At 73.6% G+C, this 26,006-nt stretch carries 24 protein-coding genes; 5 read left to right on the forward strand and 19 right to left on the reverse strand.

From position 1 onward, the window contains the following. The first annotated feature begins 136 nt into the window (after positions 1-136). From ABTY59_RS25160 to ABTY59_RS25175, 4 genes are all read left to right on the forward strand, one after another. Positions 137-1,798, forward strand: coding sequence for an amidohydrolase (locus ABTY59_RS25160; RefSeq protein WP_352021291.1), 1,662 nt, complete (start codon positions 137-139; stop codon positions 1,796-1,798). A gap of 116 nt (positions 1,799-1,914) precedes the next feature. Beyond that, complete coding sequence (locus ABTY59_RS25165) at positions 1,915-3,264, forward strand: MFS transporter (RefSeq protein ID WP_352021292.1); 1,350 nt, start codon at positions 1,915-1,917, stop codon at positions 3,262-3,264. Positions 3,265-3,495: 231 nt separating this feature from the next. After that, a complete protein-coding gene (locus ABTY59_RS25170) occupies positions 3,496-5,052 on the forward strand; it encodes a FadD3 family acyl-CoA ligase (protein ID WP_352021293.1) in 1,557 nt (518 codons plus the stop codon). Positions 5,053-5,056: 4 nt separating this feature from the next. Further along, positions 5,057-6,670, forward strand: a complete 1,614-nt coding sequence (locus tag ABTY59_RS25175; protein ID WP_352021294.1) for a flavin-containing monooxygenase — start codon at positions 5,057-5,059, stop codon at positions 6,668-6,670. Between the two features lie 81 nt (positions 6,671-6,751). Here ABTY59_RS25175 and ABTY59_RS25180 read toward each other — a convergent pair whose 3' ends face one another. From ABTY59_RS25180 to hsaA (ABTY59_RS25225), 10 genes are all read right to left on the reverse strand, one after another. Next, positions 6,752-7,666: an alpha/beta hydrolase gene (locus ABTY59_RS25180; RefSeq protein ID WP_352021295.1), complete on the reverse strand. Its 915-nt coding sequence runs from the start codon at positions 7,664-7,666 to the stop codon at positions 6,752-6,754. 25 nt (positions 7,667-7,691) lie between these two features. After that, the gene (locus tag ABTY59_RS25185) at positions 7,692-8,456 is read right to left on the reverse strand and encodes a glucose 1-dehydrogenase (protein WP_352021296.1); all 765 of its coding nucleotides are present in this window, start codon (positions 8,454-8,456) and stop codon (positions 7,692-7,694) included. Next, entirely contained in the window at positions 8,456-9,244 is a 789-nt protein-coding gene (locus ABTY59_RS25190) for a glucose 1-dehydrogenase (protein WP_352021297.1), read from the reverse strand. The genes ABTY59_RS25185 and ABTY59_RS25190 overlap by 1 nt, the downstream gene beginning before the upstream one ends. 8 nt (positions 9,245-9,252) lie before the next feature. Then, the gene (locus ABTY59_RS25195) at positions 9,253-10,932 is read right to left on the reverse strand and encodes an FAD-dependent oxidoreductase (RefSeq protein ID WP_352021298.1); all 1,680 of its coding nucleotides are present in this window, start codon (positions 10,930-10,932) and stop codon (positions 9,253-9,255) included. A gap of 91 nt (positions 10,933-11,023) precedes the next feature. Beyond that, positions 11,024-11,893 carry a MaoC/PaaZ C-terminal domain-containing protein gene (locus ABTY59_RS25200; protein WP_352021299.1) on the reverse strand — a complete coding sequence of 290 codons (870 nt, stop codon included), beginning with the start codon at positions 11,891-11,893 and terminating at the stop codon, positions 11,024-11,026. After that, a complete protein-coding gene (locus ABTY59_RS25205; protein ID WP_352021300.1) occupies positions 11,893-12,381 on the reverse strand; it encodes a flavin reductase family protein in 489 nt (162 codons plus the stop codon). Before ABTY59_RS25205 ends, ABTY59_RS25200 begins: the two co-directional genes overlap by 1 nt. Beyond that, a complete protein-coding gene (locus tag ABTY59_RS25210; RefSeq protein WP_352021301.1) occupies positions 12,369-13,262 on the reverse strand; it encodes a VOC family protein in 894 nt (297 codons plus the stop codon). Before ABTY59_RS25210 ends, ABTY59_RS25205 begins: the two co-directional genes overlap by 13 nt. Positions 13,263-13,409: 147 nt before the next feature. Further along, the gene (gene hsaD / locus ABTY59_RS25215; RefSeq protein ID WP_352021302.1) at positions 13,410-14,279 is read right to left on the reverse strand and encodes a 4,5:9,10-diseco-3-hydroxy-5,9,17-trioxoandrosta-1(10),2-diene-4-oate hydrolase; all 870 of its coding nucleotides are present in this window, start codon (positions 14,277-14,279) and stop codon (positions 13,410-13,412) included. A gap of 12 nt (positions 14,280-14,291) precedes the next feature. Next, positions 14,292-15,458: a 3-hydroxy-9,10-secoandrosta-1,3,5(10)-triene-9,17-dione monooxygenase oxygenase subunit gene (gene hsaA, locus ABTY59_RS25220; RefSeq protein ID WP_352021303.1), complete on the reverse strand. Its 1,167-nt coding sequence runs from the start codon at positions 15,456-15,458 to the stop codon at positions 14,292-14,294. A 118-nt stretch (positions 15,459-15,576) separates the two neighbouring features. After that, positions 15,577-16,746 carry a 3-hydroxy-9,10-secoandrosta-1,3,5(10)-triene-9,17-dione monooxygenase oxygenase subunit gene (hsaA, locus tag ABTY59_RS25225; RefSeq protein WP_352021304.1) on the reverse strand — a complete coding sequence of 390 codons (1,170 nt, stop codon included), beginning with the start codon at positions 16,744-16,746 and terminating at the stop codon, positions 15,577-15,579. A gap of 181 nt (positions 16,747-16,927) precedes the next feature. Between hsaA (ABTY59_RS25225) and ABTY59_RS25230 the strand changes: the two genes are divergently transcribed. Next, the gene (locus ABTY59_RS25230; RefSeq protein ID WP_352021305.1) at positions 16,928-17,809 is read left to right on the forward strand and encodes an IclR family transcriptional regulator; all 882 of its coding nucleotides are present in this window, start codon (positions 16,928-16,930) and stop codon (positions 17,807-17,809) included. Here ABTY59_RS25230 and ABTY59_RS25235 read toward each other — a convergent pair. The 9 genes from ABTY59_RS25235 to ABTY59_RS25275 all read right to left on the reverse strand — a co-directional run bounded on the left by ABTY59_RS25235 (position 17,793) and on the right by ABTY59_RS25275 (position 25,981). Then, a complete protein-coding gene (locus tag ABTY59_RS25235) occupies positions 17,793-18,239 on the reverse strand; it encodes an SRPBCC family protein (protein WP_352021306.1) in 447 nt (148 codons plus the stop codon). The genes ABTY59_RS25230 and ABTY59_RS25235 overlap by 17 nt on opposite strands. A gap of 112 nt (positions 18,240-18,351) precedes the next feature. After that, positions 18,352-19,128: an SDR family oxidoreductase gene (locus ABTY59_RS25240; RefSeq protein WP_352021307.1), complete on the reverse strand. Its 777-nt coding sequence runs from the start codon at positions 19,126-19,128 to the stop codon at positions 18,352-18,354. A 13-nt stretch (positions 19,129-19,141) separates the two neighbouring features. Then, positions 19,142-20,188: a 2Fe-2S iron-sulfur cluster-binding protein gene (locus ABTY59_RS25245; protein WP_352021308.1), complete on the reverse strand. Its 1,047-nt coding sequence runs from the start codon at positions 20,186-20,188 to the stop codon at positions 19,142-19,144. After that, entirely contained in the window at positions 20,181-20,432 is a 252-nt protein-coding gene (locus ABTY59_RS25250; protein WP_352021309.1) for a hypothetical protein, read from the reverse strand. Before ABTY59_RS25250 ends, ABTY59_RS25245 begins: the two co-directional genes overlap by 8 nt. Before the next feature lies 1 nt (position 20,433). Further along, entirely contained in the window at positions 20,434-21,588 is a 1,155-nt protein-coding gene (locus ABTY59_RS25255; protein WP_352021310.1) for a 3-ketosteroid-9-alpha-monooxygenase, oxygenase component, read from the reverse strand. A gap of 28 nt (positions 21,589-21,616) precedes the next feature. Continuing rightward, positions 21,617-22,639 (reverse strand): 4-hydroxy-2-oxovalerate aldolase, encoded by a 1,023-nt coding sequence (dmpG, locus tag ABTY59_RS25260; RefSeq protein WP_352021311.1) that lies wholly within the window; start codon positions 22,637-22,639, stop codon positions 21,617-21,619. A 12-nt stretch (positions 22,640-22,651) separates the two neighbouring features. Further along, positions 22,652-23,563 carry an acetaldehyde dehydrogenase (acetylating) gene (locus tag ABTY59_RS25265; protein ID WP_352021312.1) on the reverse strand — a complete coding sequence of 304 codons (912 nt, stop codon included), beginning with the start codon at positions 23,561-23,563 and terminating at the stop codon, positions 22,652-22,654. Positions 23,564-23,570: 7 nt separating this feature from the next. Next, a complete protein-coding gene (locus ABTY59_RS25270) occupies positions 23,571-24,353 on the reverse strand; it encodes a 2-keto-4-pentenoate hydratase (protein ID WP_352021313.1) in 783 nt (260 codons plus the stop codon). A gap of 716 nt (positions 24,354-25,069) precedes the next feature. Further along, the gene (locus tag ABTY59_RS25275) at positions 25,070-25,981 is read right to left on the reverse strand and encodes an SDR family oxidoreductase (RefSeq protein WP_352021314.1); all 912 of its coding nucleotides are present in this window, start codon (positions 25,979-25,981) and stop codon (positions 25,070-25,072) included. Positions 25,982-26,006: the final 25 nt, after the last annotated feature.

Below are 26,006 nucleotides of genomic sequence, written 5' to 3' on the forward strand. Positions count from 1 at the left end.
CCGTAAGCCAGCCACCCCATGCACTTCCGAAAAATGATTTCACGGAGCCTCTAGCCAATCTCTCGTTCGTTGCCTATGTTCCTCACGAACGAATCAGCCGTTCTGGCTACCCCTTGGCCGAAAGTAGGCTCCCCTCATGCACGACCCGCTCATCGCGTCCCGTACCGATCGCACCCTGCTGGTGACCGGCGCCGCCGTCGCCGCCGCCGGGACGCCGGTACGGGCCGAGGCGCTCGCCGTCCGCGGCGACCGCGTCGTCCACGTCGGCACCGCCGAGGACGCCCGCGCCGCCCTCGGCGGCCGGGCCGACGAGACGCTCGACCTGGACGGCGGCCTCGTCCACCCCGGCTTCGTCGACGCCCACTGCCACCCCGTCATGTACGGCCAGGCCCTCGCCTGGGTCGACTGCCGTCCCGAGCGGGTCCCCGACATCGACACCCTCGTCGCCGTCCTGACCGAGGCCGCCCGCGACCTGCCCGCCGGAGTGCCGGTGCGCGGCTTCGGCTACGAGCACCGCCGGCTCGCCGAGCGCCGCCACCCCACCTGCCACGACCTCGACCGGATCGCCGACGACCGCGAGGTGTACGTCATGAACGCCTCCGGCCACGGCGGCGTCGTCAACTCCCACACCCTGCGGACCTGCGGCATCACGGCCGGCACCCGGGACCCCGAGGGCGGCTCCGTCGGCCGCTTCGCCTCGGGTGAGCCCGACGGACAGCTCTGGGACGCCGCCTGCGACATGCTCACCGGTCCCGGAGGAGTGAAGATCGGCAACCACGGCCCGAACTTCCACCTCTCCGAGCCCGACGCGATCATGGCCGACCATCTGCTGCGCGCCCAGGAGACCTTCCTCGCCGCCGGTGTGACGACCGTCGGCGACGCCCAGGCCTCGCGGCGGGAGACGGAGACCTATCTGCGGGCGCGCGCCGACGGTTCGCTGCGGATGCGCGTCTCCGCGTACCTCACCTCGGCGCTCCTCGACACCGCGCTGGAACTCGGCGCCGTGCGCGGTTTCGGGGACGACCTGTTCCGGATCCAGGGCGTCAAGTTCTACGCCGACGGCACGCTGGGCGGCTGGACCGCCTACTTCCCCGAGGGGTACGCCGCCGACTGCTGCCACCACGGGCAGCTCTACCACTCGGCCCAGGAGTACGCGGAGATCGTCGCCAAGGCCCACCGCGCCGGACTCCAGACCGCCACGCACGCGCAGTCCCCGTTCGCGATCGGCATGGTCCTCGACGCGATCGAGAAGGCGCAGGCCGACGTCCCGCGCGCCGACATGCGGCACCGCATCGAGCACTGCGGACTGCCGACCGACGAACAGATCGCGCGCATGGGTGCCCTCGGCGTCGTCCCGGTGATGCAGCCCCAGCACCACCTGCGCACCGGCGACGGCACCCTGACCGCGATCGGCGACCTGGGCCACCGCTACAACCCGGCCGGCCCCTGCCTGCCCGCCGGCGTCCCCGTCGTCTTCAGCTCGGACGCCCCCGTCGCCCCGCCGGCCCCGCTGGAGGCGGTCTCCGCCGCCGCGACCCGGCGCACGGTCCTCGGTACGCTCCTGGGCGACGCGTCCCTGCGCCTGCCCGTCGCCGACGGCCTGCACGCCCACACGGCCGCCGCGGCCGCCGCGCTCCACCGCGAGCACGCGGTCGGCGCCCTCGCGCCCGGCATGCTCGCCGACTTCGTCGTCCTGGACTCCGATCCGCTGGAGGCCGCGCCGGAGGAGCTCACCTCCATCGGCGTCCGCGAGACCTGGATCGGCGGCGCGCGGGCCTGGGCCGCCCCCGGCCGCTGACGCGCCCCGGGGTCCCCCCGGCCACGGCTCCCCGGCCGTGGCCGCCCCGCACCGCCGCACCCCCGTCCCCACCCTCCCCGCCCGCTCCGCTCCCCCGCTCCTGCCCGGAGGCACCCTTGTCCCAGCCTCGCCCCACCCCCGCCCCGCAGAGCCCGATGAGAGCCGCGCTCGCGGCACTCGTCGGCACGTCGATCGAGTGGTACGACTTCTACGCGTTCGCGACCGCCGCGGCGATCGTCTTCGGCGACGTGTTCTTCCCCGCCGACATGCCGCCGTTCCTGCGGACGCTCTCCGCCTTCGGCACCTTCGCGGTCGGCTTCCTGCTCCGGCCCCTCGGCGGCATCGTGTTCGGTCACATCGGCGACCGGGTCGGCCGCAAGAAGACCCTGGTCATCACCTTGATGATGATGGGCATCGCCTCCTTCGCCATCGGTCTGCTCCCGACGTACGCGCAGGTCGGCGTCCTCGCGCCGGTCCTGCTCATCGTGCTCCGGCTCGTCCAGGGCATCGCGATCGGCGGCGAGTGGGGCGGCGCCGTCCTCGTCGCCGTCGAGAACGCCCCGCAGGGCAGGGCGACCTTCTTCGGCTCGTTCGCCCAGCTCGGCTCGTCCGTCGGCGCCCTGCTCTCCACCGGCGCGTTCTCCCTGATGAACCTGTGGGGGGACGAGGCCTTCGACAGCTGGGGCTGGCGCGTGCCGTTCCTCGCCTCCGCGATCCTCGTGATCATCGGCCTCGTGATCCGGCTCCGTCTGGAGGAGGCGCCGCTCATGGACGAGATCCGGGCCGAGCACACCGAGGAGGACAAGCTCCCGGTCGTCGAGGTCCTCCAGTCCGCCTGGCGTACCGTCCTGACGGGTGTCTTCGCCCTCGCCACCGCGACCGGCGGCTACTACGTGGTGACCAGCTTCCTCCTCGCGTACGGCACCGGGGAACTCCGGCTCTCCGAGTCGATGCTGCTCAACGGCCTGACGCTGGCGGCGTTCCTGGAGCTGCTCGTCACGCCCGCCCTGTCCTGGCTCGGCGACCGGGTCGGCGCGCACAAGGTGGTCGTGGCCGGACTCGCCGGTGTGATCGTGCTGTCCGTGCCGCAGTTCCTCGCGCTGGAGACCGGGAGCGTCGTCCTCGTCTACGCGGCCATGCTCGGCATGCGGCTCGTGATGTCCGCCCTGTACGGACCGATCGCCGCGATCCTCGCCGAGGGCTTCGCGCCCCGCGTCCGCTACACCGGCATCTCGCTCTCCTACCAGGTCTGCAACATGATCTTCGGCGGATTCGCCCCGCTCGCCGCGGTCTCGCTGTCGGCGCTGGCCGGCGGCCACTACTGGCCGGCCGCCGCCCTGCTCATGGTGATCTCCGCGATCGGCATCCGGTGCACCCTCCGTCTCCGTCGCGCGGCCGCCCCGCGCTCCTCCGCCCCGCTCACGGCACCGTCCGCCGACGCCACGCGGGCCGGGACCACCGTCTGACGCGTCCCGCACCGCGGCGACCACGCGCCGCCGCCCCCTTCCCCGGGGGCGGCGGCGTCGTCGTGTCGCCTCGCGGGCGGCGCGAGGAGCGAAGAAGTCCCGGCACCTTCCCGGTGAGCGGGAACCGCCCCCTGCGCCGGGACGCCCCCGCCTGACAGGCTCCGATCCGCTGTGATTCCACCGCCCGCGCCCCACCGGGGCGGCGGGGCAGCAGGGAGGACGTGACAGATCATGAGGGGCGCGCAGACCATCGCCCGGCTCGCGGACTGGGCCGCGGAGCGGTACGGGGATGAGGAGGCCCTCGTCTTCGGCGAGGAGCGCTGGACGTTCACGGAACTGCGCGACCGGATCGATCGGGTGGCCCGCGCGGTGATCGCGCGAGGGGTGCGCCCGGGCGACTCGGTCGCCGTGTGGGCGCCCAACAGCGCCCGCTGGGTGCTGGCGGCGCTCGGCGCGGTGACGGCCGGCGCGGTGCTCGTGCCGGTCAACACCCGCTACAAGGCCGCCGAGGCGGCTGACATCCTGCGCCGCTCCCGTACCCGGCTGCTCTTCACCGAGCACGATTTCCTGGGCACGGACTACCGGGCGCTGCTCGCCGCGTCCGGTGAGGAACTCCCGCTCCTGGAGCGGACGGTGACCCTGCACTCGGCGGACTGGCCGGACTTCCTGTCCGCCGCCGACCGGGTCGGCGGGGAGGAGCGCCTGGCGCGGTCGGCCGGGGTGTACCCCTCGGACACCGCCGACGTCCTCTTCACCTCCGGCACCACGGGCCGCCCCAAGGGCGTGCCCACCACCCACGGCCAGAACCTGCGCGTGTACGACGCCTGGGCCCGCACGGTCACGCTCCGGCGCGGCGACCGCCACCTCCTCGTCAACCCGTTCTTCCACACCTTCGGCTACAAGGCCGGCGTCCTCGCCTGTCTGCTGCACGGGGCCACGATCGTCCCGGAGCGGGTCTTCGACGCCGGGGCGGTCCTCGGCCGGATCGAGGACGAGCGGATCTCCGTCCTGACCGGCGCGCCGACGGTCTTCACTTCCCTGATCCGCCATCCGGAGCGCGAGAGGTACGACCTGACGTCGATGCGGATGGCGGTCACGGGAGCGGCGAACATCCCCACCGCGCTCATCGAGGAGATCCGGACCTGCCTCGGCGCGCGGAGCGTCAACACCGCGTACGGGCTGACCGAGTCGACGGGCGTGGTCGCGATCTGCCCGCCGCACGAGTCGCCGGAGACCCTGGCCCGCACCTCGGGGACGGCCCTGGAGGGCACGGAGCTGCGGATCGACGCCCCGCCCGGAGAGCCGGGCGAGATCCTCACCCGCGGCTACCACGTGATGCACGGCTACCTCGACGACCCCGAGGCCACCGCACGGGCCGTCGACGCGGACGGCTGGCTGCACACGGGGGACGTCGGGGTGCTCGACGAGCGGGGGTTCCTGCGGATCACCGACCGGCTGAAGGACATGTTCGTGGTGGGCGGGTTCAACGTGTACCCGGCGGAGGTGGAGCAGATCCTGCGCGGCCACCCGGCCGTCCTGGACGCGGCGGTCGTCGGCGCGCCCGACGCCCGGCTCGGGGAGGTCGGCGTCGCCTACTGCGTGCCGGTGGCGGGCGCGTCGATCGACGCTGCCGAGCTGACCTCGTACACCCGCGAACGACTGGCCAACTTCAAGGTCCCGCGCGCCTTCCACGCCCTCCCGGCCCTCCCCCACAACGCGGCGGGCAAGGTCGACAAGAAGGCGCTGCGGCGGTCGGCGGAGCACACCACCACCCGACGAGGAGTGTAGGAACGTGAACGACAGCAAGATCCAGTCCGTCGACGTCGTCGTCATCGGAGCGGGCGTCACCGGCCTGTACGCCGTGCACAGGCTGCGCGGCCTCGGCCTCGCCGTGCGCGGCTTCGAGCGGGGCGGGGACGTGGGCGGCGTCTGGTACTGGAACCGCTATCCCGGCGCCCGCTGCGACGTGGAGTCCGTGGACTACTCGTACTCCTTCGACGAGGAGCTCCAGCAGGAGTGGGACTGGAGCGAGAAGTACGCCGCCCAGCCGGAGATCATCCGCTATCTGCGCCATGTCGCCGACCGCTTCGACCTGCGCCGCAGCTACTCCTTCTCCACCTCGGTGGTCTCGGCGGAGCTGGACGAGGAGGCGCTGCGCTGGACGGTCCGCACGGACGGCGGCGAGGTGGTGTCGGCCCGGTTCTGCGTGTTCGCGGTCGGCTGCCTGTCCAGCACCCACGTGCCCGACATCCCGGGTGCCGACGGGTTCACCGGTGCCACGTACCACACGGGCGCGTGGCCGCACGAGGGCGTCGACTTCACGGGGCTGCGCGTCGGGGTGATCGGCACGGGCTCCTCCGGCATCCAGGCCGTCCCGCTGATCGCCGAGCAGGCGGCGCACCTCACCGTGTTCCAGCGGAGCGCCAACTTCAGCATCCCGGCGGGCAACGAGCCCCTGGACGAGGAGACGCGCCGCCGGCAGAAGGCCGGCTACGCGGAGCGGCGGCGGCTCTCGCGGCTCAGCGGCGGCGGCTCGCCGCACGCGGCGCACCCGTCGGCGACGTTCGCGGTGTCCGCCGAGGAGCGGCGGGCCGCGTTCGAGGAGCGCTGGGCGCTCGGCGGCGTCCTGTACTCGAAGACGTTCCCGGACCAGCTCACCGACCGCGCGGCGAACGACGAGGCGCGGGCGTTCTGGGAGGAGAAGGTCCGCGCCCTCATCGAGGACCCGGCCACCGCCGACGCGCTGGTGCCGACGGACCACCCGATCGGCACGAAGCGGATCGTCACCGACTCGCACTACTACGAGACGTTCAACCGTGACGACGTCGAGCTGGTGAACCTGCGGGAGAACCCGGTCGACCGGATCGACGCGACCGGGATCGTGCTGGCCGACGGCGCCCGGGTCGAGCTGGACGTCCTCGTGTTCGCGACCGGTTTCGACGCGATGACCGGGGCGGTCGACCGGGTGGACGTCCGGGGACGGGGCGGCCGGAGTCTGAAGGACGCCTGGAACGGGGGTCCCCGCACCTATCTGGGGCTGGGCGTCGACGGCTTCCCGAACCTGTTCAGCCTCGCGGGGGCCGGCAGCCCGTCCGTCATGGCGAACGTGGTGCTCTGTGCCGAACAGCACGGCGACTGGCTGGGCGACTGTCTGCGCCATCTGGACGAGCACGGCTACCGCGCGATCGAGGCGACCGGGGAGGCCGTCGAGGAGTGGGTCGCGCAGTGCCGCGACCGGGCGGCGGCCACGCTGTTCCCGGAGGCGAACTCCTGGTACCTGGGGGCGAACATCCCGGGCAAGCCGCGGGTGTTCATGCCGTTCATCGGTGGCTTCGGGGTGTACGGGGAGATCATCGCGGACGTCGCGGCCTCGGGGTACGAGGGGTTCGAGCTGATACGCGGCTGACCGCGGCATCCGCCGGACAGCGCCCCGCCCCCTCTCCCGGTCGGGAGAGGGGGCGGGGCGCACGCGTGCGCGTACCGGCGGTCAGGGGGCGGTGAGGGCCTCGCGCAGGGCGGCGAAGGCCGTCGCGCGGGCCTCGGCCGCGGCGGGCAGGGCGCCCGCCATGGAGAGGAAGCCGTGGAACATCCCCGCGTGGTGAAGGGCCGTCACGGGGACGCCCGCGGCGGTGAGGGCCTCCGCGTACGCCAGGCCGTCGTCCCGCAGCGGGTCGAAGCCGGCGGTGACCAGCTGGGCGGGCGGGAGCCCGGACAGGTCGGCGCCCGCCAGCGGGGCCGCGTAGGGGCTGGTGCGGTCCGCGGGGGAGGACAGATAGCCGTCCCAGTACCAGCGCAGGTGGTCGGCGGTGAGGAAGTAGCCCTGGGCGTTCTCCCGGTGCGAGGGGCGGGAGCGGGTGGGGTCGAGCATCGGGTAGTAGAGCGCCTGGCAGACGATCTCGGGGCCGCCCCGGTCGCGGGCGAGCAGGGTGAGGACGGTGGCGAGGTTGGCGCCCGCGCTGTCCCCGGCGACGGCGATCCGGCGGCCCGGGAAGGCCGCCGACGCCCACAGCAGGGCCGTGTAGGCGTCCTCGGGGGCGGCGGGGAAGGGGTGCTCGGGGGCGCGGCGGTAGTCCACCGAGACGACGGTGGCCTCGGTGGCCAGGGCCAGGGAGCGGCAGAAGGGGTCGTGGCTGTCCAGGTCGCACAGGACGAAGCCGCCCCCGTGGCAGAACACGATCACGGGGGCGGCCTCGTGGAGACCGGGGTCGTAGACGCGCACGGGCACGCCGTCGGCGTCCTCGTCGGTGACGCGGGCGACGTGCGGCGGGGGCGCGTGCGGTCCGGGGCGGGCGGCGAAGAAGGCGCGCACCTCGGCGATGTCCGTCATCTCGGTGGCCAGCGGGGGGAATCCGGCGGTGGCCAGGTCGATGACCGCCTGGACCTCCGGGTCGGGTCGGTTCACGTGTCCGCTCCGTTCGGGGCTCGGTTCACTCGTGCTCTCCCTTCGGTGCGAGGGCCGGCATGCGGCCCGCCGACGCGCCGCCGTCCACGGCGAGTTCGGCGCCGGACAGGTACGAGGAGTCGTCGGAGGCGAGGAAGGCGACGAGGCGGGCGACCTCCTCGGGCTCCCCCACCCGCCCGAGGGGCGCGGCGGGGTGCTCCCTGGTGCCCAGGTGGGCGGTCATCGCCGTGGCGATGGCTCCCGGGTGGACGGAGTTGACCCGGATGCCGTCGGGGCCGAGTTCCAGGGCGGCCGTCCTGGTCAGGCCGCGCAGCCCCCACTTCGCGGCGCCGTAGGCGCCGTGCCCCCAGATGCCCTGGAGGCCGGCCTGCGAGGAGATGTTGACGATGGAGCCGCCGCCGCCCTCCCTCATCGCGGCGGCGACGGCGCGGACGCCGAGGAACGGGCCGATCAGGTTGACGCGCAGAATCGCCTCCAGGCGGGCCGGGTCCTCCTCGGTGATGGGCGAGGTGGAGTAGATCGCGGCGTTGTTGACGAGGACGTCCAGCCGGCCGAAGGCATCCTGGGCGGCGGCGACGGCGGCCGCCCAGGAGTGCTCGTCGGTGACGTCGTGGCGTACGAAGCGGGCGGCGGCGCCGAGGGAGGCGGCCGTCGCCTCGCCCTCCGCCTCCAGGACGTCGGTGAGGACGACCTTCGCCCCGAGGGCGGTGAACAGACGGGACTCGGCCTCGCCCATGCCGCGTGCCGCGCCGGTGACCAGCGCGACCTTTCCTGTCAGATCGACGGGCATCAGGGGTTCTCCTCGATCGGTCGGAGGGCCGGGCCGGTCGTCCAGCCGCCGTCGACGGCCAGTTCGGCGCCGGTGACGTAGGAGGCGGCGGCCGAGAGCAGGAAGACGACCGCCCTCGCGATCTCGTGGGGTTCGCCGACCCGGCCCATCGGTGTGTCCGGATACTTCCCCTCACCCCGTTCGATGCCCACGTGCGCGGTCATCGGAGTGTGGATCATGCCGGGGTGTACGGAGTTGACGCGGATCCGGTCGGGCCCGAGCTCCACCGCGCCGAGCTTGGTGAGCCCGCGCACGCCCCACTTGGCCGCGCCGTATCCCGCGGTGCCGGCCAGGCCGAAGAGGCCGGCGGCGGAGGAGATGTTGACGATGGAGCCGCCGCCGCTCTCCCGCATCGCGGGGATCACGGCCCGCATGCCGAGGAAGACACCGGTGAGGTCGATGTCGACGACCCGCCGGAACGCCTCGGGCGGCTGCTCCTCGAGGCGGTGGGAACCGCCGGAGATCCCGGCGTTGTTGACGAGGCCGTCGACCCGCCCGAAGGTGTCGGTCGCGGCGTCGACGACCTCGCGCCAGTCCTCCTCGGAGGTGACGTCGTGGCGGAGGAACCGGGCGTGGCCGCCGAGCCGCTCGGCCGTGGCCCGCCCCTCCTCCTCCCGTACGTCGGTCAGCACGACACGGGCACCGTGGGCGACGGCCAGCCTCGCGGCCTCGGCGCCGATCCCCCGGGCCCCGCCGGTGACGATCACCGTCCTGCCGGTGAGGTCCGTCGGTTCCCGCGGTTCCGTCATCGGGCCGGTCACCGCGGATCGGCGGAGCGCGTACGGGTGATGTGGTCGACCGCGAGCCAGCTGAAGGTCATGGCGGGGCCGATGGTCGCGCCGGGGCCCGGGTAGGTCTCCCCCATGACGGCGGACGAGACGTTGCCGGAGGCGTACAGGCCGTCGATGGCGCTGCCGTCCTCCCGCAGCACGCGGGCCGTGGCGTCGGTGACCAGGCCGCCCTTGGTGCCGATGTCGCCGGGGTGGACGGGGATCGCGTAGTACGGGCCCTTCTCCAGCGGCGCCAGGTTGGGGTGGGGCAGCGTCGGGTCGCCGTAGTAGCGGTCGTAGACGCTGTCGCCGCGGTGGAAGTCCTCGTCGCGGCCGGCGCGGGCGAAGCCGTTGAAGCGGTCCACGGTGGCGCGCAGCCGCCGGGGGGCGACGCGGATGCGCGCGGCCAGCTCCTCGACGGTGGCGGCCTTCTTCACGAAGCCGCTCTCCAGCCACGGCTTCGGGAACGGCTGGCCCGGGAAGAGGCCCATGAAGAGGTAGCGGGCCTTGGCGGTGGCGTCGAGGATCAGCCAGGACGGCACGGTGCTCGCGCCGGGCCGGTCGTTCGCGTACATGGCGTCGACGAACTCGTGGTACGGGGCGGCCTCGTTGGCGTAGCGCTCCCCCGCCTCGTTCACGATCACCATGCCGGGGATGCCCCGGTCGGCGACGAGGAAGAACGGCTTGCTCCCGGGCGGCACCACCGACGGCGCTCCCCAGACCTTGTCCATCAGGTCGGTCGCGGCGCCGAGCGCCACGGCCGGTTCCAGGGCGTCGCCGGTCTGGCCGTCGGAGGCGGAGCTCCACTCGGTGGACGTGGGCGCCGGCAGGTGCTTCTCGCGGAGCCGCTGGTCGTGGGAGAAGCCGCCGGAGGCGAGCACGACGCCGCCCGTCGCCCGGATGGTCAGCTCCCTGCCGTCCCTGGTGACGCGGACGCCGGTGACGCGGCCGTCCTCCTCGACGAGTCCGGTGAGGGGGGCGGAGAGCCACAGGTCGGCGCCGAGCGCGTCGAGGGAGTGCCGCATGCGGGCGATCAGCGCCTCGCCGAGGGAGAGCAGCTCGCGGCCGGTGACCCGGGCCCTGACCGCCTGGGCGCCGACCTTGACGGCGGTGCGCCGGCCGGACCAGGTGCGTCCCACCATGTTCAGCTGCCGGAAGTCCTTGGAGGTGATGGTGAGGCCGTACGTGGGGAGTCCCGCGCGGCGCATGGTGGCGCGCTGCTCGGGGCCGAGCGTCCGGAAGTCGAAGACCTGCGGTTCGACGGAGCGGCCCTGCGGGTAACCGCCGAGCCGCTCGGGGTAGTAGTCGGAGTAGCCGGGGGTGTAGACGAACCGCACGGCCGTGCGGTCGTGGAGTTCCCTGACCATCCGCGGTCCGTGCGTGAGGTAGGCGTCCTTGCGCGCGGCGGGGACGCGGTCGCCGACCGTGGCGTCCAGGTAGGCGCGGGCCTTCTCGGGGGTGTCGCCGAGTCCGGCCTCGTCCAGGTGGAAGTTGTTCGGGACCCAGATGGCGCCGCCGGACAGGGCGGTCGAGCCGCCGTAGGCCTCGGTCTTCTCCACGACCAGGGCGGTCAGGCCGCGCAGCCGGGCGGTGAGGGCAGCGGCCATGCCGGCGGCGCCGGAGCCGACGACCACCACGTCGTACGAGTGGTCCCACGTGTCGTTCATCGTGTTCTCCCTGGTCGTGACGGGGCCTGCCCGGCAGGCCCCCGGGTGGGTCGGCGGCCGGGGCGGGCCGTCCCCCGCCCCGGCCGCCGGGTCATCGTGCGGTGATCCGCGCGTCGCTGAGGACCGGCGCGTCGCCGCGTTCGGCGGCCGTGGCCGTCAGCCGGTAGCCGTCGGCCGTGTCCCAGACGCGCAGCCGCAGGGTCTCGCCGGGGAAGAAGACCCCGGCGAAGCGGGTGCGGCAGCCGGCGACCGCGCTCGCGTCGCCGCCGAGCAGCCGGTCGGTGACCGCCTTGACCGCCATCCCGAAGGAGCACAGACCGTGCAGGATGGGCCGGTCGTGCCCCGCGCGGCGGGCGGTGGCGGGGTCGGCGTGCAGCGGGTTCCAGTCGCCGGTGAGCCGGTAGAGCAGCGCCTGCTGAGGGAGCGTCGGGATCTCCGTCACCAGATCGGGTTCCCGGTCGGGAGCGGGGAGGCGCTCGGAGGGGCCGCGGTCGCCGCCGAAACCGCCCTCCCCGTGCACGAAGATCTGGTTCCGCTGGGTGATCAGCGGTTCGTCGTCCGCGCCGAGGAGGGTGGACTCCTGGACGATGACGGCGGCCTTGCCCTTGTCGTACACGGCCGCGGCCCGGGTGACCGCCGTGCCCCGCGCGGCGGCGGGCAGCGGGCGGTGCACGGTGATCTCCTGCCCGCCGTGCAGCACGTGCGCGAGGTCGATGTCGACGCCCGGCAGGTCGAAGACCTGGAAGCCGACACCGCCGGTGCCGCCGACGACGACTCCGAAGGTCGGCAGGACCTGGAGGCCCCGCTCGTGTCCTTCGTACACGTAGCGCAGTTCGCGCGGATCGGTCTCGGGGACGCCCGCGCCGAGCGCCAGGTGGTAGAGCCGTACGTCGCGCTCGTCCCAGGCGACCTCCGTGCGCACCGGCGGCGCGGAGGTCGCCTTGTCGACGTCGAGGGGCATCAGAAGGCGCCCACGGCGTAACGGCTGCGGAAGAACAGCAGCGGCCGGCCGTCCTCGCCCGCGTCGAGCGCCACGACCTGGGCGGTGACCAGGTGGTGGTCGCCGGCCTCGTACACGGCGTCGAGCTCGCACTCCACGTGGGCCAGGGCCCCGTCGACGCGCACGGTGCCGTGCTCGCCGGTGCTCCAGGGCACCCCGGCGAACTTGTCGGGGCCGCTGCGGCCGAGGGCGGCGCAGGTGCCCTGCTGGTCCTCGGCGAGGATGTTGACGCAGAAGCGGCCCGAGCGCTCGATCCTCGGCCAGCTGGTGGAGTGCTTGCCGACGGCCAGCATCACCAGCGGCGGGTCGAGGGAGAGCGAGGCGAAGGACTGGCAGGCGAATCCGACGGGTTCCCCGGTGCCGGCGTCGAGCGTCGCCACCACCGTGATGCCGCTGGCGAAGCGGCCGAGGACGTCCCGGAACTCGGAGGGCGGGATCAGCCGTTCCACTGGTGGCCCCAGAAGCTGTCGGCGGTGATCTCCTTCGCGACCCAGGTGGCGGGGTCGACGACGAGGCCGTCCCAGCCGTACTCGACCTGGAAGCCGCCGGGGGCCTGCGCGTAGAAGGACACCATGCGGTCGTTGGTGTGGCGGCCGAGGCTGGAGGCGATGGGGATGCCCGCGGCGTGCATGCGGTCGAGGCCGCGGCCCACGTCGTCGAGGGTCTCCAGCTCGACCATGAAGTGCACGATGCCGGGGGGCAGGGCGCCGGGGTACAGGCCGAGGCTGTGGTGGCGGCTGTTGGGGCTGAGGAAGTGCATCCAGTGGAAGTCCCGCTGCTCGGTGGCGGTCGGGACGGCCTGCGGGGGCAGCTTCATGGAGTCGCGGAGCTGGAAGCCGAGCAGGTTCTCGTAGAAGTCGAGCGCGGCCTCGATGTCCGGCACCGGCACGACGACGTGGCCGAGGCCGAGGTCCCCGGTGACGAAGCGGTTGCCGTACGGGGTGCCGAGCGCGCTGTGGTCCTGGGCCTGGCCCCAGTAGATCTCCAGGGGGTTGCCGCCCGGATCCGTGACGTGGATCAGGCCCTGGACGCGGCGCTCTGCGAGCTCGGCGGGGTCGGCGGCCTTGACGGCGACCCCGGCGGCCTCCAGCTCCTCGGCGGCGCGGGCGAGGGCCGCGGCGTTCGCCACCTCCCAGCCGGCCGCGAGGAGCCGGTCGCTCTCGCCGGCCTGGATGACGATGCGGTAGGCGCGGTCGTCCAGGCGGAGGCAGAGGGTGTCCTCGGTGGTGCCGGATGCCTCGACCATGCCCAGGACGTCGAGCGCGTAGCGGCGCCACTCGTCCAGGGTGGTGGTCTCCAGGCGCAGGTAGCCGAGCGCACGGATGTCCATGGTGTGCACCTCTCGTGTCGTGACGGAAGGTCGGGAAGGGGGGCTAGGGGGTGTTTCGAAAGTCCTGTGCGGTGCCCGCGGTCTCCGGTGCGTGCCCTCGGCGTGCCGGGCGCCGCGGGTGCCGTGCGGGACTTCCGAAACGCCCCCCTAGTGGGAGAAGAAGTCGACGGCGAGCCGGTTGAACTCGTCGGCCTGCTCCGTCTGGGCCCAGTGGCCGCAGTGCGGGAAGACGTGCAGGCGCGCGTCGGGGATGGTCTTGAGGGCGACGAGCGCGCCGTCGAGGGGGTTGACGCGGTCCTCGCGGCCCCAGGTGAGCAGCACCGGCTGGGTGATCCGGTGGGCCTCGCGCCAGAGCATCGTGTCCTCGGCCCAGGCGGGGTCGGCGAAGGAGGCGCCCATGCGGGCGCTGCCGAGCCGGGTGTCGGGGTCGGTGGCCGAGGCGAAGCGTTCCTCGACGAGTGCGTCGGTGATGATCGACTGGTCGTACGCCATGACGCCGAGGAAGGCGCGCATCTGCTCCTTGGTGGGCCGGGGCGAGGCGTTGAACTCGAAGAGGCGCTTGATGCCCTCGGTCGGGTCGGGGGCGAAGAGGTTCACGGAGACGCCGCCGGGGCCCATCAGGAGGAGCTTGCCGACCTTGTCGGGGTGGTTCAGGGCCATCCGGACGGAGGTGCCGCCGCCGAGGGAGTTGCCGACGAAGTGGGCCCGTTCGATGCCGAGTTCGTCCATGAGGGCGGCGACGGCGTCCGCGCTGAAGCTGAAGTAGTCCTTGTCGAGCACCGGCTTGTCGGAGCGGCCGAAGCAGGGCTGGTCGACGAGGAGCGTACGGAAGCGCGCGGCGAACACGGGGAGGTTGCGGCCGAAGTTGCTCCAGGCGGAGGCTCCGGGGCCGCCGCCGTGGAGCATGATCACGACGGGTGCGTCGTCGCGGCCGGCGGGGGCCGCCTCGTGGTGGTGGAGGGTGAGTCCGGCCGCCTTGACGGTGCGGGAGGTCGACTCGTACGTGAGCTCTGCCATCGTCAACGCCTCTCAGGCCATGGTGTCTTGGATGTCGATGCCGAGAGCGGCCTGCCCGTACATGACGAGGGCCCGCTCGGGGTCGTTGGCGGCGTGTCCGCGACCGGTGTGGGCGTCGCGCCAGGCGCGCTGGACGAGGCCGGGACCGGTGCGCATGGCGTTGCCGCCGGAGTTCTCCATCAGCAGGTCGACGGCGGCGACGGAGCGTTCGGTGGCGAGCACCTGGTCGCGGCGGGCGCGGGTGCGCAGCTCCATCGGGATCTCCTCGCCGCGCTCGGCGAGGGCGTACATCTCGCCCATGTTACGGGTCAGTTGGAGCCAGCTCGCGTCGATGTCACTGGCCGCGCGGGCGATCCTGACCTGCGCGAAGGGGTCCTCGGCGACCTTCTGCCCGTACGAGACGCGGATGCGCTGCCGGGTGGCCTCGGTGTAGGACTCGAAGGCACCCTCGGCGATGCCGACGATCGGGGTGGAGATGGTGGTCGTGAACACCCCGGCGTACGGCAGCCGGTAGAGCGGCTCGGGGTTGACCTCGTGACCGGGCACCTTCAGGGCGGTGACGGGGCCGAAGCTCAGGGCGCGGTGCTCGGGGACGAACACGTCCTCGACGACGACGTCGTTGCTGCCGGTGCCGCGCAGGCCGACGGTGTCCCACACGTCGTCGATCCGGTACGCGGACCGGGGGACGAGGAAGGTGCGCATGTCGACCGGGTTGCCCTCGCCGTCGGTGACGATGCAGCCCAGGAGGGCCCACCGGGCGTGGTCGCAGCCGGAGGAGAAGTGCCACCGGCCGGAGAGCCGGAACCCGCCGTCGGCGGCGGTGGCCTTGCCGGTGGGGGCGTACGAGGAGGCGATCCGGGTCCTGGGGTCCTGGCCCCACACCTCCTGCTGGGCGCGGGGGTCGAACAGGGCGACGTGCCACGGGTGGACGCCGACCACGGAGGCGACCCAGCCGGTCGAGCCGCACGCCTTGGCGATCTCCTTGACCGCCGTGTAGAAGACCACCGGGTCGGCGGCCCGGCCGCCGAAGGCCTTGGGCTGGAGGAGCTGGAAGAAGCCGGTGTCCTCCAGCTCCTTGACGGAGGTGTCGGGCACGCGGCGCAGCGTCTCGGCCTCGGCCGCGCGGTCGCGCAGGGCGGGGGCGAGGTCACGGATCGCTGCCAGGACGTCATCGGCCATGGGGCATCCCCTTTCGGGTCGTGGTGGGGGAATGCCAGGACCGTACGGCGTGCCGTACGGCAGCGAAATGCGCTGCTCCCACTGAGCGGGAACCCCCCGCGCCCGGGGGTTCCGGGGGTCAGAGCATGGGGTCGTGGACGTCCATGCCGAGGGCGTCCTGGGCGTAGAGGACGAGCGCCCGTTCCACGTCGTTGGCCGCCTGACCGCGGCCGGTGTGCAGGTCGCGCCAGGCCCGCTGGAGGACGTCGTCGCCCACCCGGAGCGGTCCGCCGCCGGCGTTCTCCATGAGGAGGTCCACGGCGGTGAGGGCGCGTTCGGTGGCGAGCGCCTGGTCGCGGCGGGCGCGGGCGCGCAGCTCCCTGGGGATCTCCTCGCCGGCGCGTGCGACCGCGTACAGCTCGGCCGTGTTGCGGGCGAGCTGGAGCCGGGCGGCGTCGATCTCGCCGGCCGCCCGGGCGATGCGCGTCTGGGCGAAGGGGTCCTCGGCGGTCCTGCGGCCGTGCGGGGACCGCAGGCGGTCGCGGGCCGCGCCGACCTGGTCCTCCAGGGCGCCCTCGGCGATGCCGACCATCGCCGTGGAGATGGCGGTGGTGAAGACGGCCGCGTACGGCAGCCGGTACAGCGGTGCGGTGTGGACCTCGTGACCGGGGCAGCGCAGCAGGGTCACCGGGCCGTAGCCGAGGGTCCGGTGGGCGGGGACGAAGGCGTCCTCGACGAGGATGTCGTTGCTGCCGCTGCCGCGCAGGCCGACGGTGTCCCACACGTCGTCGACGCGGTAGTCGGCGCGCGGCACCAGGAACGTCAGCATGTCGACGGGCCGGCCGGTCTCGTCGGTGACGACGCCGCCGAGCAGCGCCCAGCGGGCGTGGTCGGCGCCCGCGGAGAAGTGCCAGCGGCCGGAGAGCCGGTAACCGCCGTCGACGGCGGTGACGTCTCCGGTGGGGGCGTGGGAGGAGCAGATCCGGGTGGACGTGTCCGCGCCCCAGACCTCCTCCTGGGCCCGTGGGTCGAACTGCGCCACGTACCAGGGGTGGACGCCGAGGACGGACACCGCCCAGCCGGTGGATCCGCATGCCTTGGCGATCTCGTGCACGGCCGCGTAGAACACGGCCGGGTCGGCGGCCCGGCCGCCGAAGGCCTGGGGCTGGAGCAGCCGGAAGAAGCCGGCCTCCGCGAGCTCCTCCACGGAGGCGTCGGGGATCCTGCGGAGCTCCTCCGCCTCGGCCGCGCGCTCGCGCAGGGCGGGGGCGAGGGCGCGGACCGCCGCGAGAACGTCCTCGTCGCGCATGGGTGCCCCTCTCGGAATCCGGTCTCGTCGTGCCGTGACGACAGGGAACCTACGCGTTACTGTTCCGAGACGGAACTCCCTCTTCACAGCGCCGTCATCCTCTGGCAATCTCCACGCAATACCGGAGATTACGGACCCGGCCAGGGGTCGATCGGCTGTGCTGTCCGTGTGGGAGGTGCCGATGACGACCAGTGCTGTCGAGGCCGCCGAGGCCGGGATGGCGCCGCTGTCCCTGCTGGAGAAGGCGGCGAAGGTGCTGAGCGCCTTCGAGAGCGCCGGGCCACGGCTCACCCTCACCGAGGTCGTGCAGCGCTCGGGCATCCGCCGCTCCTCCGCGCACCGCATCCTCGACCAGCTGGTGCAGCTGCGCTGGCTGGAGCGGGAGGGCCGCGACTACCGGCTGGGCATGGGAATGCTGGAACTCGGCGCCATGGCCTCGCACCACAACCGGCTCCGCCGGGCCGCGCTGCCGCACCTGCACGCGCTCCACGAGTCCACCGGCCATCTGGTGCACCTCACCGTGCTCGACGGCTCCGAGGTGGTGTACCTGGAGCGGATCGGCGGCTCGGACGACTCCGTGGTTCCCTCCCGCACGGGCGGGCGGCAGCCGGCGTACTGCACGGCCTCGGGGAAGGCGATCCTGGCCTTCGGCGACGGGGCGGCGGTGGACCGGGTGATCCGGGACGGGCTGCGGCCACGCACCCCGCGCACCCTGACCCGGCCCGAGTCCTTCCGCCGCGAGCTGGCGATGACGCGGGAGCGCGGTGTGGCCCTCGACCACGAGGAGGGGTACCGGGGCGTCTTCTGCGTGGCCGCCCCGCTGCGCGGCGCGGGCCGCGCCATCGCCGCGATCTCGGTGAGCGGCCATGGTGTGCACCGGGAGATGGACCGGCTCGCGCCGGCCGTGCGCGGCTGCGCGCGGGCGGTGTGGCAGTCGATGTTCGGCCCGGGACGGCAGTCCGAGAAGCGGGCGCGGACGGCCGGAGCGGAGGCCGACGCGGGTCCGGCGCAGCCCTCGATGGACAGCATGATGGCCTGGCTGCGCGTCAGCGAATGGATGTGAAGCGCTCCCGCAGGGCGGCGAGCCCGGTGCCGTAGGTGCCGTCCCCGAAGACCTCCTCCACCCGGGCGGCGACGTCGTCCGCGCTCTGGTAGGCGGCGGACCACCGGACCTCGGCGCCTTCGGGGTGCGGACGCACGGCGAGCGTCGCCACGTAGTCGTGGACCGGGAGCGGGACGGGGTCGAGGAGGGCGTACCGGTACGAGCGGCCGGCCTCGTCCCGGTCGAGCAGTCGCTCCCGGGCGACGGGCACGCCGTCGACGGCGAAGACCCGGACCGCGCCGGGAGCGGCGGGGTCGCCGCCGTCCTCGATCGTGGAGGGCGGCAGGTGGGGGTGCCAGTCGGCGAGAGCGCCGAATTCCCCGACGACCGCCCACACGGCGTCGGGGGCGGCCGGGAGGACGGCGGAGCGTTCGAGCGTACGGGGGTTCACGGGCGTCTCCTCGTGACGAATGCGCGGAGGGCTAGGGGTACGGGTACGGACTCGGGTCCGGGTACGGGTGTGCGGCCAGGGGTGCCCCTGGCCGCATCCGGTTCCGTCGTCCTCACCAGGTGCTGTCACCCCGCAGGACCGCGTCCGCGCCCCCGTCGGCGAACACGACCTGCCCGGTCACCAGGGAGTTCTCGGGCGAGGCCAGCCAGGCGATCAGCGGGGCGACCTGCTCGGGGCGGGCGTGGCCGTGCAGGGGCATGGGCACGCTCCGCTCCACGAGCCCCCGCATCTCCGGGTCGTCGAGCAGCGGCCGGGTCAGGGGCGTGACGACCACTCCGGGGGCCACGGCGTTGAGCGGGACGCCCGCGCCGGCCCACGCGTCGGTGGGGGCGGCGCGGCGGACCCAGCGGGAGACGGCCGCCTTGGAGGAGGAGTACACGAGGTGGCCCTCGCCGCGTCCGACGGCGGCGCGGGACGCGGCCACCGCCGCCGCCTCGTCCCCGGCGAGCGCGGCGTCCACGATCGCGGGGTCGGTCGGGTGGACGGAGTCGACCGAGCCGACGACCACGGCCCGGGGATCGGCGCCGGCCGCGAGGAGGGGGCGCAGTCCGTCGAGCGTGGCCACGGCGCCGAAGTGGTTGACCTGGACGGTGCGGGGGTCGAAGTGCGCGATGCCCGCGCAGGAGACGACGGCGTCGAGACGGCCGCCGGTCAGTTCACGGGCCCGGGCGACGAGTTCGGCCCGGCCGTCGGCCGTGGACAGGTCGGCGCGGATGTCGCCGTCGGCGAGGTCCGCGCCGATGACGGTGTGGCCCTGCCTCCGCAGGAGGGCGACGGTGGCCGCGCCGATGCCGGAGGCCGCTCCGGTGACCAGACAGGTACGGGACATGGCGGATTCCTCGTCAGGAGTAGGTGATCTCGACCCGCTCGGTGAGCGGGAGGGCCTGGCAGGCCAGGACGTAGCCCTCCGCGATGTCCCGGTCGTCCAGGACGTCGTTGCGGAGCATCTTGACCTCGCCCGCCACGACCCGGCAGGTGCAGGCGCTGCAGGCGCCTTCCCGGCAGGAGTACGGCGCGTCCACGCCCGCGGCCAGGAGCACGTCCAGGAGGGGTGCCGCCGCCGGCCAGGCGACGGTGCGGGTCTCGCCGTCGAGCTCGACCTCGGCCGTGGCCCCGCCCTCCGTCTCCGCGTCCACCGGTACCGCGGGGGCGTCGAAGACGTCCGCGCCGAGGGAGAAGAACCGTTCCCGGTGGATGCGGTCGCCGGGCGCGCCGAGCGAGCGCAGGGCCTGCTCGACGGCGTCCATGAGGGGCTGCGGGCCGCAGACGAAGGCCTCGCGGTCGGCGTACGGAGCGAGCGCGGCGGCCAGCCGGTCCACGGACGGCAGGCCCTGGAGCGTCTCCAGCCAGTGGACGACGAGCAGCCGGTGCGGATGGTCCTGGGCCAGGGTCCGCAGCTCGTCGCGGAAGACGACGGAGGACTCGTCGCGGTTGGCGTACAGCAGCACCACCCGGCCCCGGCCCTCGGCCAGGGCGGACTTGGCGATGGACAGGACGGGGGTGATGCCGCTGCCCCCGGCGACGAGCAGCAGGTCGCCGTCGAGGGAGTCCGGGGTGAAGGTGCCGGCCGGGGGCAGCACCTCCAGCTCGTCGCCCGCCGCGAGCCGGTCGCAGACCCAGTTGGAGCCGTATCCGCCGGCGACGCGCTTGACGGTGATCTTCAGGGGCTCGCCGGTGTGCGGCGAGCTGGCGAGGGAGTAGCAGCGGGCCGCGGGCCTCCCGTCCGCCCCGGGCAGCCTCAGGGTGAGGAACTGCCCGGGGCGGTACGAGAAGCGGTCGGCGCTCTCCGGTGGCGCCTGGAGCACCAGGGAGTGCGCGTCGGCCGTCTCGGCGATGACCTCGACGATCCGCAGCCGGTGGGTGCGGGGCCCGGCGGTGGGCTCAGGCATCGAGGGCCTCCGGGGACTCCAGGGTGCTCACCGTCAGGGTTCCGTCCTCGGCCGCGCGGGCGATGCTCGCCCGCAGCGACCGGCAGGTCCGCATCCGGGCGGTGGTCCCGCCGGGGCTCACCCGGTCACGGAACTCCGCGCAGGCGACGGCCGCTTCGGCCGTCCACTGCACGGAGGTGTGGGCGACGCTGAACTTCTCGCACAGGACCTGGTTGCCGCAGGCCGCGCACTCCACCGCTCGCATGTCAGGCTCCGGTTTCCGTCTCCGCCGCGCGACGCGCGAGGTTCTCCTCGACCTCGGCGCGCCACGCCGTGTTGGCGCGCTGGGTGTCGATCTCGAACTCGAAGCGGCGGGTCATCTCGTCCCTGACGTCGGCGACGTCGACGTAGAACTGCTCGTACCAGCGGCGGAGCTGGTACACCGGGCCGTCCTCCTCGGTGAGCAGGGGGTTGTCGATCCGGGTCTTGTTCTGCCAGATCGCCACGTCCTGTTCGAAGCCGACGGTGGCGCCCTCGGCGGTGAGCCGTGCCGCCTCGGCGGCCTGCTCGTCCGTCATCCCGGGGAGTCGCCGCACGATGGCCCCGTACTGGAGCAGGAAGCTGTTCTCGTCGATCGGGTAGTGGCAGTTGATGAGGACGATCTCCATCTCGGCGCCGCCGCCGACGTCGCTGTAGAGGTGGTCGATCATGTAGGAGGGGCCGAAGTAGGAGGCGTCGGAGCGCAGCCGGCCGGAGCTGAGGGTGCCCAGTTCCATGTCGCCGCGCGGGCTGCTCTCCATGTACTGGGTGGCGACGTGACCGTCGAAGACGTTCTTGAAGTACTCGGGGAACGCGTAGTGGACGTAGTAGAAGTGCGCCATGTCCACGACGTTGTCGACGATCTCGCGGCAGTTGGCGCCGTCGACCCGGAGGGTCTTCCAGGTCCAGTCGCTCCACTGGTCGGCTTCGGGGCCGTGGATGCCCGCGATCTCGGGGACGGTGACCTCGGGGGGCGGCGGGTTGCCCTCGGGATCGTTCCAGACGAAGAGCTGCCTGTTGCGCTCCAGGGAGATCCAGGCGCGGGTCCTGGCGCGCGGCGGGACGCGCCGGGCGTACGGGATGCCGGCGCAGCGGCCGTCGCCCGACCAGCGCCAGTCGTGGAACGGGCAGGCGACGGCGTCGCCCTTGACGCTGCCCTGGGCGAGGTTGCCGCCCATGTGGGGACAGTAGGCGTTCAGGACGTGCAGCAGGCCGTCGTCCTGGCCCTGGAAGACCACCAGCTTGGTGCCGAAGGCCTCGATCTCGTGCGGCTGTCCGTCCTTGAAGGCGTCGGCGAGGCCGAGGCAGTGCCAGCCCCGGGCGAAGCGCGCCGGCGGCCTGCCCGTCTCGATGACCCGGACCTCGTCGTGGAGAGCAGTCATCTCGTCCTTCTTTCTGTCTCGGTTCGGTTCAGCGCTGTGCGGCGAGTTCGACGGCGATGTCGATGAGCTGGTCCTCCTGGCCGCCGACCAGGCGGCGTTCGCCCGCGCGCAGGAGGATCTCGGCGCCGGAGACGCCGTAGCGCTCGGCCTGCCGGTAGGCGTGCTTGAGGAAGCTGGAGTAGACGCCGGCGTGGCCCATCAGCAGGGCGAGGCGGTCGAGCCGGCACTCGTCGTCCATGACGGGGCGGACCACGTCCTCGGCCGCGTCGATGATCTTCAGTACGTCGATGCCGGTGCGGATGCCCATCTTGGCGCAGACGGCGACCAGCGCCTCGACGGCGGTGTTGCCCGCACCGGCGCCGAGCCGACGCGTGGAGCCGTCGATCTGGAGGGCTCCGGCCTTGATCGCGGCGAGGGAGTTGCCGGTGCCGAGGGCCAGGTTCTCGTGTCCGTGGAAGCCGACCTGCGCGTCGTCGCCGAGCTCGGCGACCAGGGCCTCGACCCGGGCGGTGACGTCGTCCATGACCATGGCGCCGGCCGAGTCCACGACGTACACGCACTGGCAGCCCGCGTCGGCCATGATCCTGCCCTGCCGGGCCAGCTCCTCGGGGGTCGTGGAGTGGGCCATCATCAGGAAGCCGACGGTCTCCAGGCCCCTCTCCCGGGCCAGGCCGAAGTGCTGGTCCGCGATGTCGGCCTCGGTGCAGTGGGTGGCGATGCGGCAGATGCCCGCCCCGTTGCCGTGGGCGGCCCGGATGTCGTCCTTGACGCCGAGCCCGGGGAGCATGAGGAAGGCGATCCGGGCCCGCCGCGCGGTGTCCACGGCGACCTTGATGAGTTCCTGTTCCGGAGTCCTGGAGAACCCGTAGGTGAACGAGGATCCGCCGAGGCCGTCGCCGTGCGTCACCTCGATCACCGGGACGCCGGCGTCGTCGAGGGCGGCGACGACGGATCGTACGTCGTCGGTGGTGAACTGGTGGCGCTTGGCGTGCGAGCCGTCGCGCAGCGAGGAGTCGGTGACGCGGATGTCGAGGGTGTCCGAGTAGGGCATGCGGGGTGCTCCTTACGCGCCCGGGGCGAGGATCGCCCGGGCGAACTCCTCGCCGACCTTGGTGGCGGCGGCGGTCATGATGTCGAGGTTTCCGGCGTAGGGCGGCAGGTAGTCGCCCGCGCCCTCCACCTCCAGGAAGATCGCGACGCGCGCCATCCCGCCGTTCTCGGGGCTCGGGTCGTCGAACTGCGGTTCGGCGCGCAGCCGGTAGCCGGGGACGTACGAGGCGACCTGCTCGGCGATCTCCTTGACCGAGAGGGCGATGGCGTCCCGGTCGGCGTCCTCCGGGATGGCGCAGAAGACGGTGTCCCGCATCATCACGGGCGGATCGGCCGGGTTGAGGATGATGATGGCCTTGCCCCGCCCGGCGCCGCCGATGGTCTCGATGCCGCGCGAGGTCGTGCGGGTGAACTCGTCGATGTTCGCGCGGGTTCCGGGCCCGGCCGAGACGGAGGCCACGGAGGCCACGATCTCCGCGTACGCCACGGGGACCACCCGGGAGACCGCGTACACCATGGGGATGGTGGCCTGGCCTCCGCAGGTGATCATGTTGACGTTCGGGCGGTCGAGGTGCTCGCGGAGGTTGGCGGGCGGGACGACGGCCGGGCCGACGGCTGCCGGCGTCAGGTCGACCGCCTTGATGCCGAGTTCGGCGTAGCGGGGGGCGTTGGCCCGGTGGACGTAGGCGCTGGTGGCCTCGAAGACGATGTCCGGCCGCTCGTCCTGGGCGAGCAGCCAGTCGACGCCCTCGTGACTGGCCTCCAGGCCCGCCCGGGCGGCGCGGGCGAGGCCCTCGCTCCCGGGGTCGACGCCGATCATCCAGCGGGGCTCGACGTGGGCCGAGCGCTGGAGCTTGTAGAGGAGGTCGGTGCCGATGTTGCCGGATCCGACGATGGCGGCGGTCGCCTTTGTCTTGATGGTCATGATCACCTCAGATGAACGAGAGGGAGACGGAGCCAAGGCCGGTGAACTCGGCGGTGAAGGTCGCCCCGGCCGCCACGTCGACGGCCCGGGTGCACGAGCCCGGCAGCACCACGTGGCCCTTCTTCAGGGGCACGCCGAAGCGGGCGACGGTACGGGCCAGCCAGGCGACGGACAGGGCCGGGTCACCGAGCACGGCGTCGCTGCGCCCCTCGGCGAGGAGCTCGCCGCCGCTGCTCAGCCGGGCGTCGATCGCCTTCAGGTCCAGCTCGCGCGGGTCCCGGCCCTCGCCGACGACGTACCCGGCGGAGGAGGCGTTGTCCGCGATCGTGTCGGCGATCGTGATCCGCCAGTCGCGGATCCTGCTGTCGATCAGTTCCAGGGCGGGCACCACGCGTTCGGTGGCGGCCAGGACGTCCTCGGCCGTGCAGTCCTCGCCCGGCAGGTCGTCGCCGAGGACGAAACCGACCTCGACCTCGACGCGGGGCCGGCAGTAGCGGGCGACCGGGACGGGGGTCTCCTGCCGGAGCTCCATGCCGTCGAGCAGATGGCCGTAGTCCGGTTCGTCGACGCCCATCATCCGCTGCATGACCGGGGAAGACAGGCCGACCTTGTGACCGCGCACCTGCGCGCCGGCCGCGATCCGGTGCCGGATGTTGACGAGCTGGATCTCGTACGCGTCCTCGGTGCCGATGCCGGGATACGCCTCGATCAGCGGGGCGACCGGCGTGACGTGCTGTTCGGCGGAGCGGAGCAGCTCGGCCGCCTCGTGTCTCTGGCGGTCCGTGAGCATGGCGGGTCCCTCCTGCGGGCGGTTGGGGCTGTCCGGCGAGGCTAGGCCGGTGCCGCGGGCCGCCGGGAGCGCGCGTTCCCGGTGAGCGGGAAACCCGGCGGGGGCCCGTTGTGGGCAGGCGTTCCGCAGGGCGGAACGGGTGGGCACAACGGGACGGCGCCCTTGCCGGCGCCAGAGGCTGCTGAGCCTGGACCCGCACCCCTGGCGACGGCACACATGCGGTGCGGGCCAAGGCGCGGAACGCGGAGGCGCCGCGAGGGGCGCCGTCCCGTGTGCCCACCCGTCCCGCCCTGCGGGACACCTGCCCACACGGCGGTGGGCACCGCCCCGCCCCGCCCGGGCGCGGGCACACGCGGGCGCGGGGCGCACCGACCCGCCCGGGCGCGGACACACGCGGGCGCGGGGACGCCCCCCAGGGCGCGGGCACACGCGGGCGCGGGGCGCACCGCCCCACCCGGGCGCGGGCACACACGGGCACGGGGCGCACCGCCCCGCCCGGGCGCGGGCACACACGGCACGGGGCGCACCGCCCCGCCCGGGCGCGGGCACACACGGGCACGGGGCGCACCGCCCCACCAGGGCGCGGGCACACGCGGGCGCGGGGCGCGCCGCCCCGCCCGGGCGCGGGCACACGCGGGCGCGGGGCGCGCCGCCCGGCCGGGCGCGGGGCCCGCCGGGCCGGGTGGGTGCGCCGCGCGGGGCCCGCGCGCCCGGCGTCAGTTCGTGCCGTACACCGGCTGCGGGGGTTCCGACGCCGACAGGAGTTTCAGGGTCGTCTCGCCCGCCTCCGTCGGGGTCCACCGGGCGCCCTTGTCCGCCGTCGGGCCCGGTCGCCAGCCCTCCATGACCGTGATCCGGCCCGCCTCGGCCTCGAAGACGCGCCCGGTGACGCCGGCGGAGGCGGCGGAGCCCAGCCAGACGACGAGCGGGGAGACGTTCTCGGGGGCCATCGCGTCGAAGCCGGATCCCGAGGGCGCGGCCATGGTCTCGGCGAAGGCCTGTTCGGTCATCCGGGTGCGGGCCGCCGGGGCGATCGCGTTGACCTGGACCCCGTACCGGCCCATCTCCGCCGCGGCGACGAGGGTGAGGCCGACGATCCCGGCCTTGGCGGCGGAGTAGTTGCCCTGTCCGACGCTGCCGAGCAGCCCCGCGCCGGAGCTGGTGTTGACGACCCGCGCGACGGGCTCGCGTCCGGCCTTGGCCTCCGCGCGCCAGTGTGCGGCGGCGTGCCGGAGCGGCAGGAAGTGGCCCTTGAGGTGGACGCGCATGACGGCGTCCCAGTCGTCCTCGCCGAGGTTGACGAGCATGCGGTCGCGCAGGAACCCGGCGTTGTTGACGAGGGTGTCGAGGCGGCCGAAGGAGTCGAGGGCGGTGGCGACGAGGGAGGCCGCGCCGTCCGTCGTGGCGATGTCGCCGCCGTGGGCGACCGCCTGGCCGCCCGAGGCGATGATCTCGTCGACGACCTGCTGCGCGGGCCCCGCGCCGCCTCCGGTGCCGTCGAGGCCGACGCCGAGGTCGTTGACGACGACCTTGGCGCCCTCGGCGGCGAAGGCGAGCGCGTGCGCGCGGCCGAGTCCGCGGCCGGCGCCGGTGACGACGACGACGCGTCCGTTGCAGAGTCCGGTCATGGTGGGTGCCTTTCGGTGAGGGGGT

It is taken from the genome of Streptomyces sp. NPDC096079 (assembly GCF_040303145.1).
GTDB lineage: Bacteria > Actinomycetota > Actinomycetes > Streptomycetales > Streptomycetaceae > Streptomyces.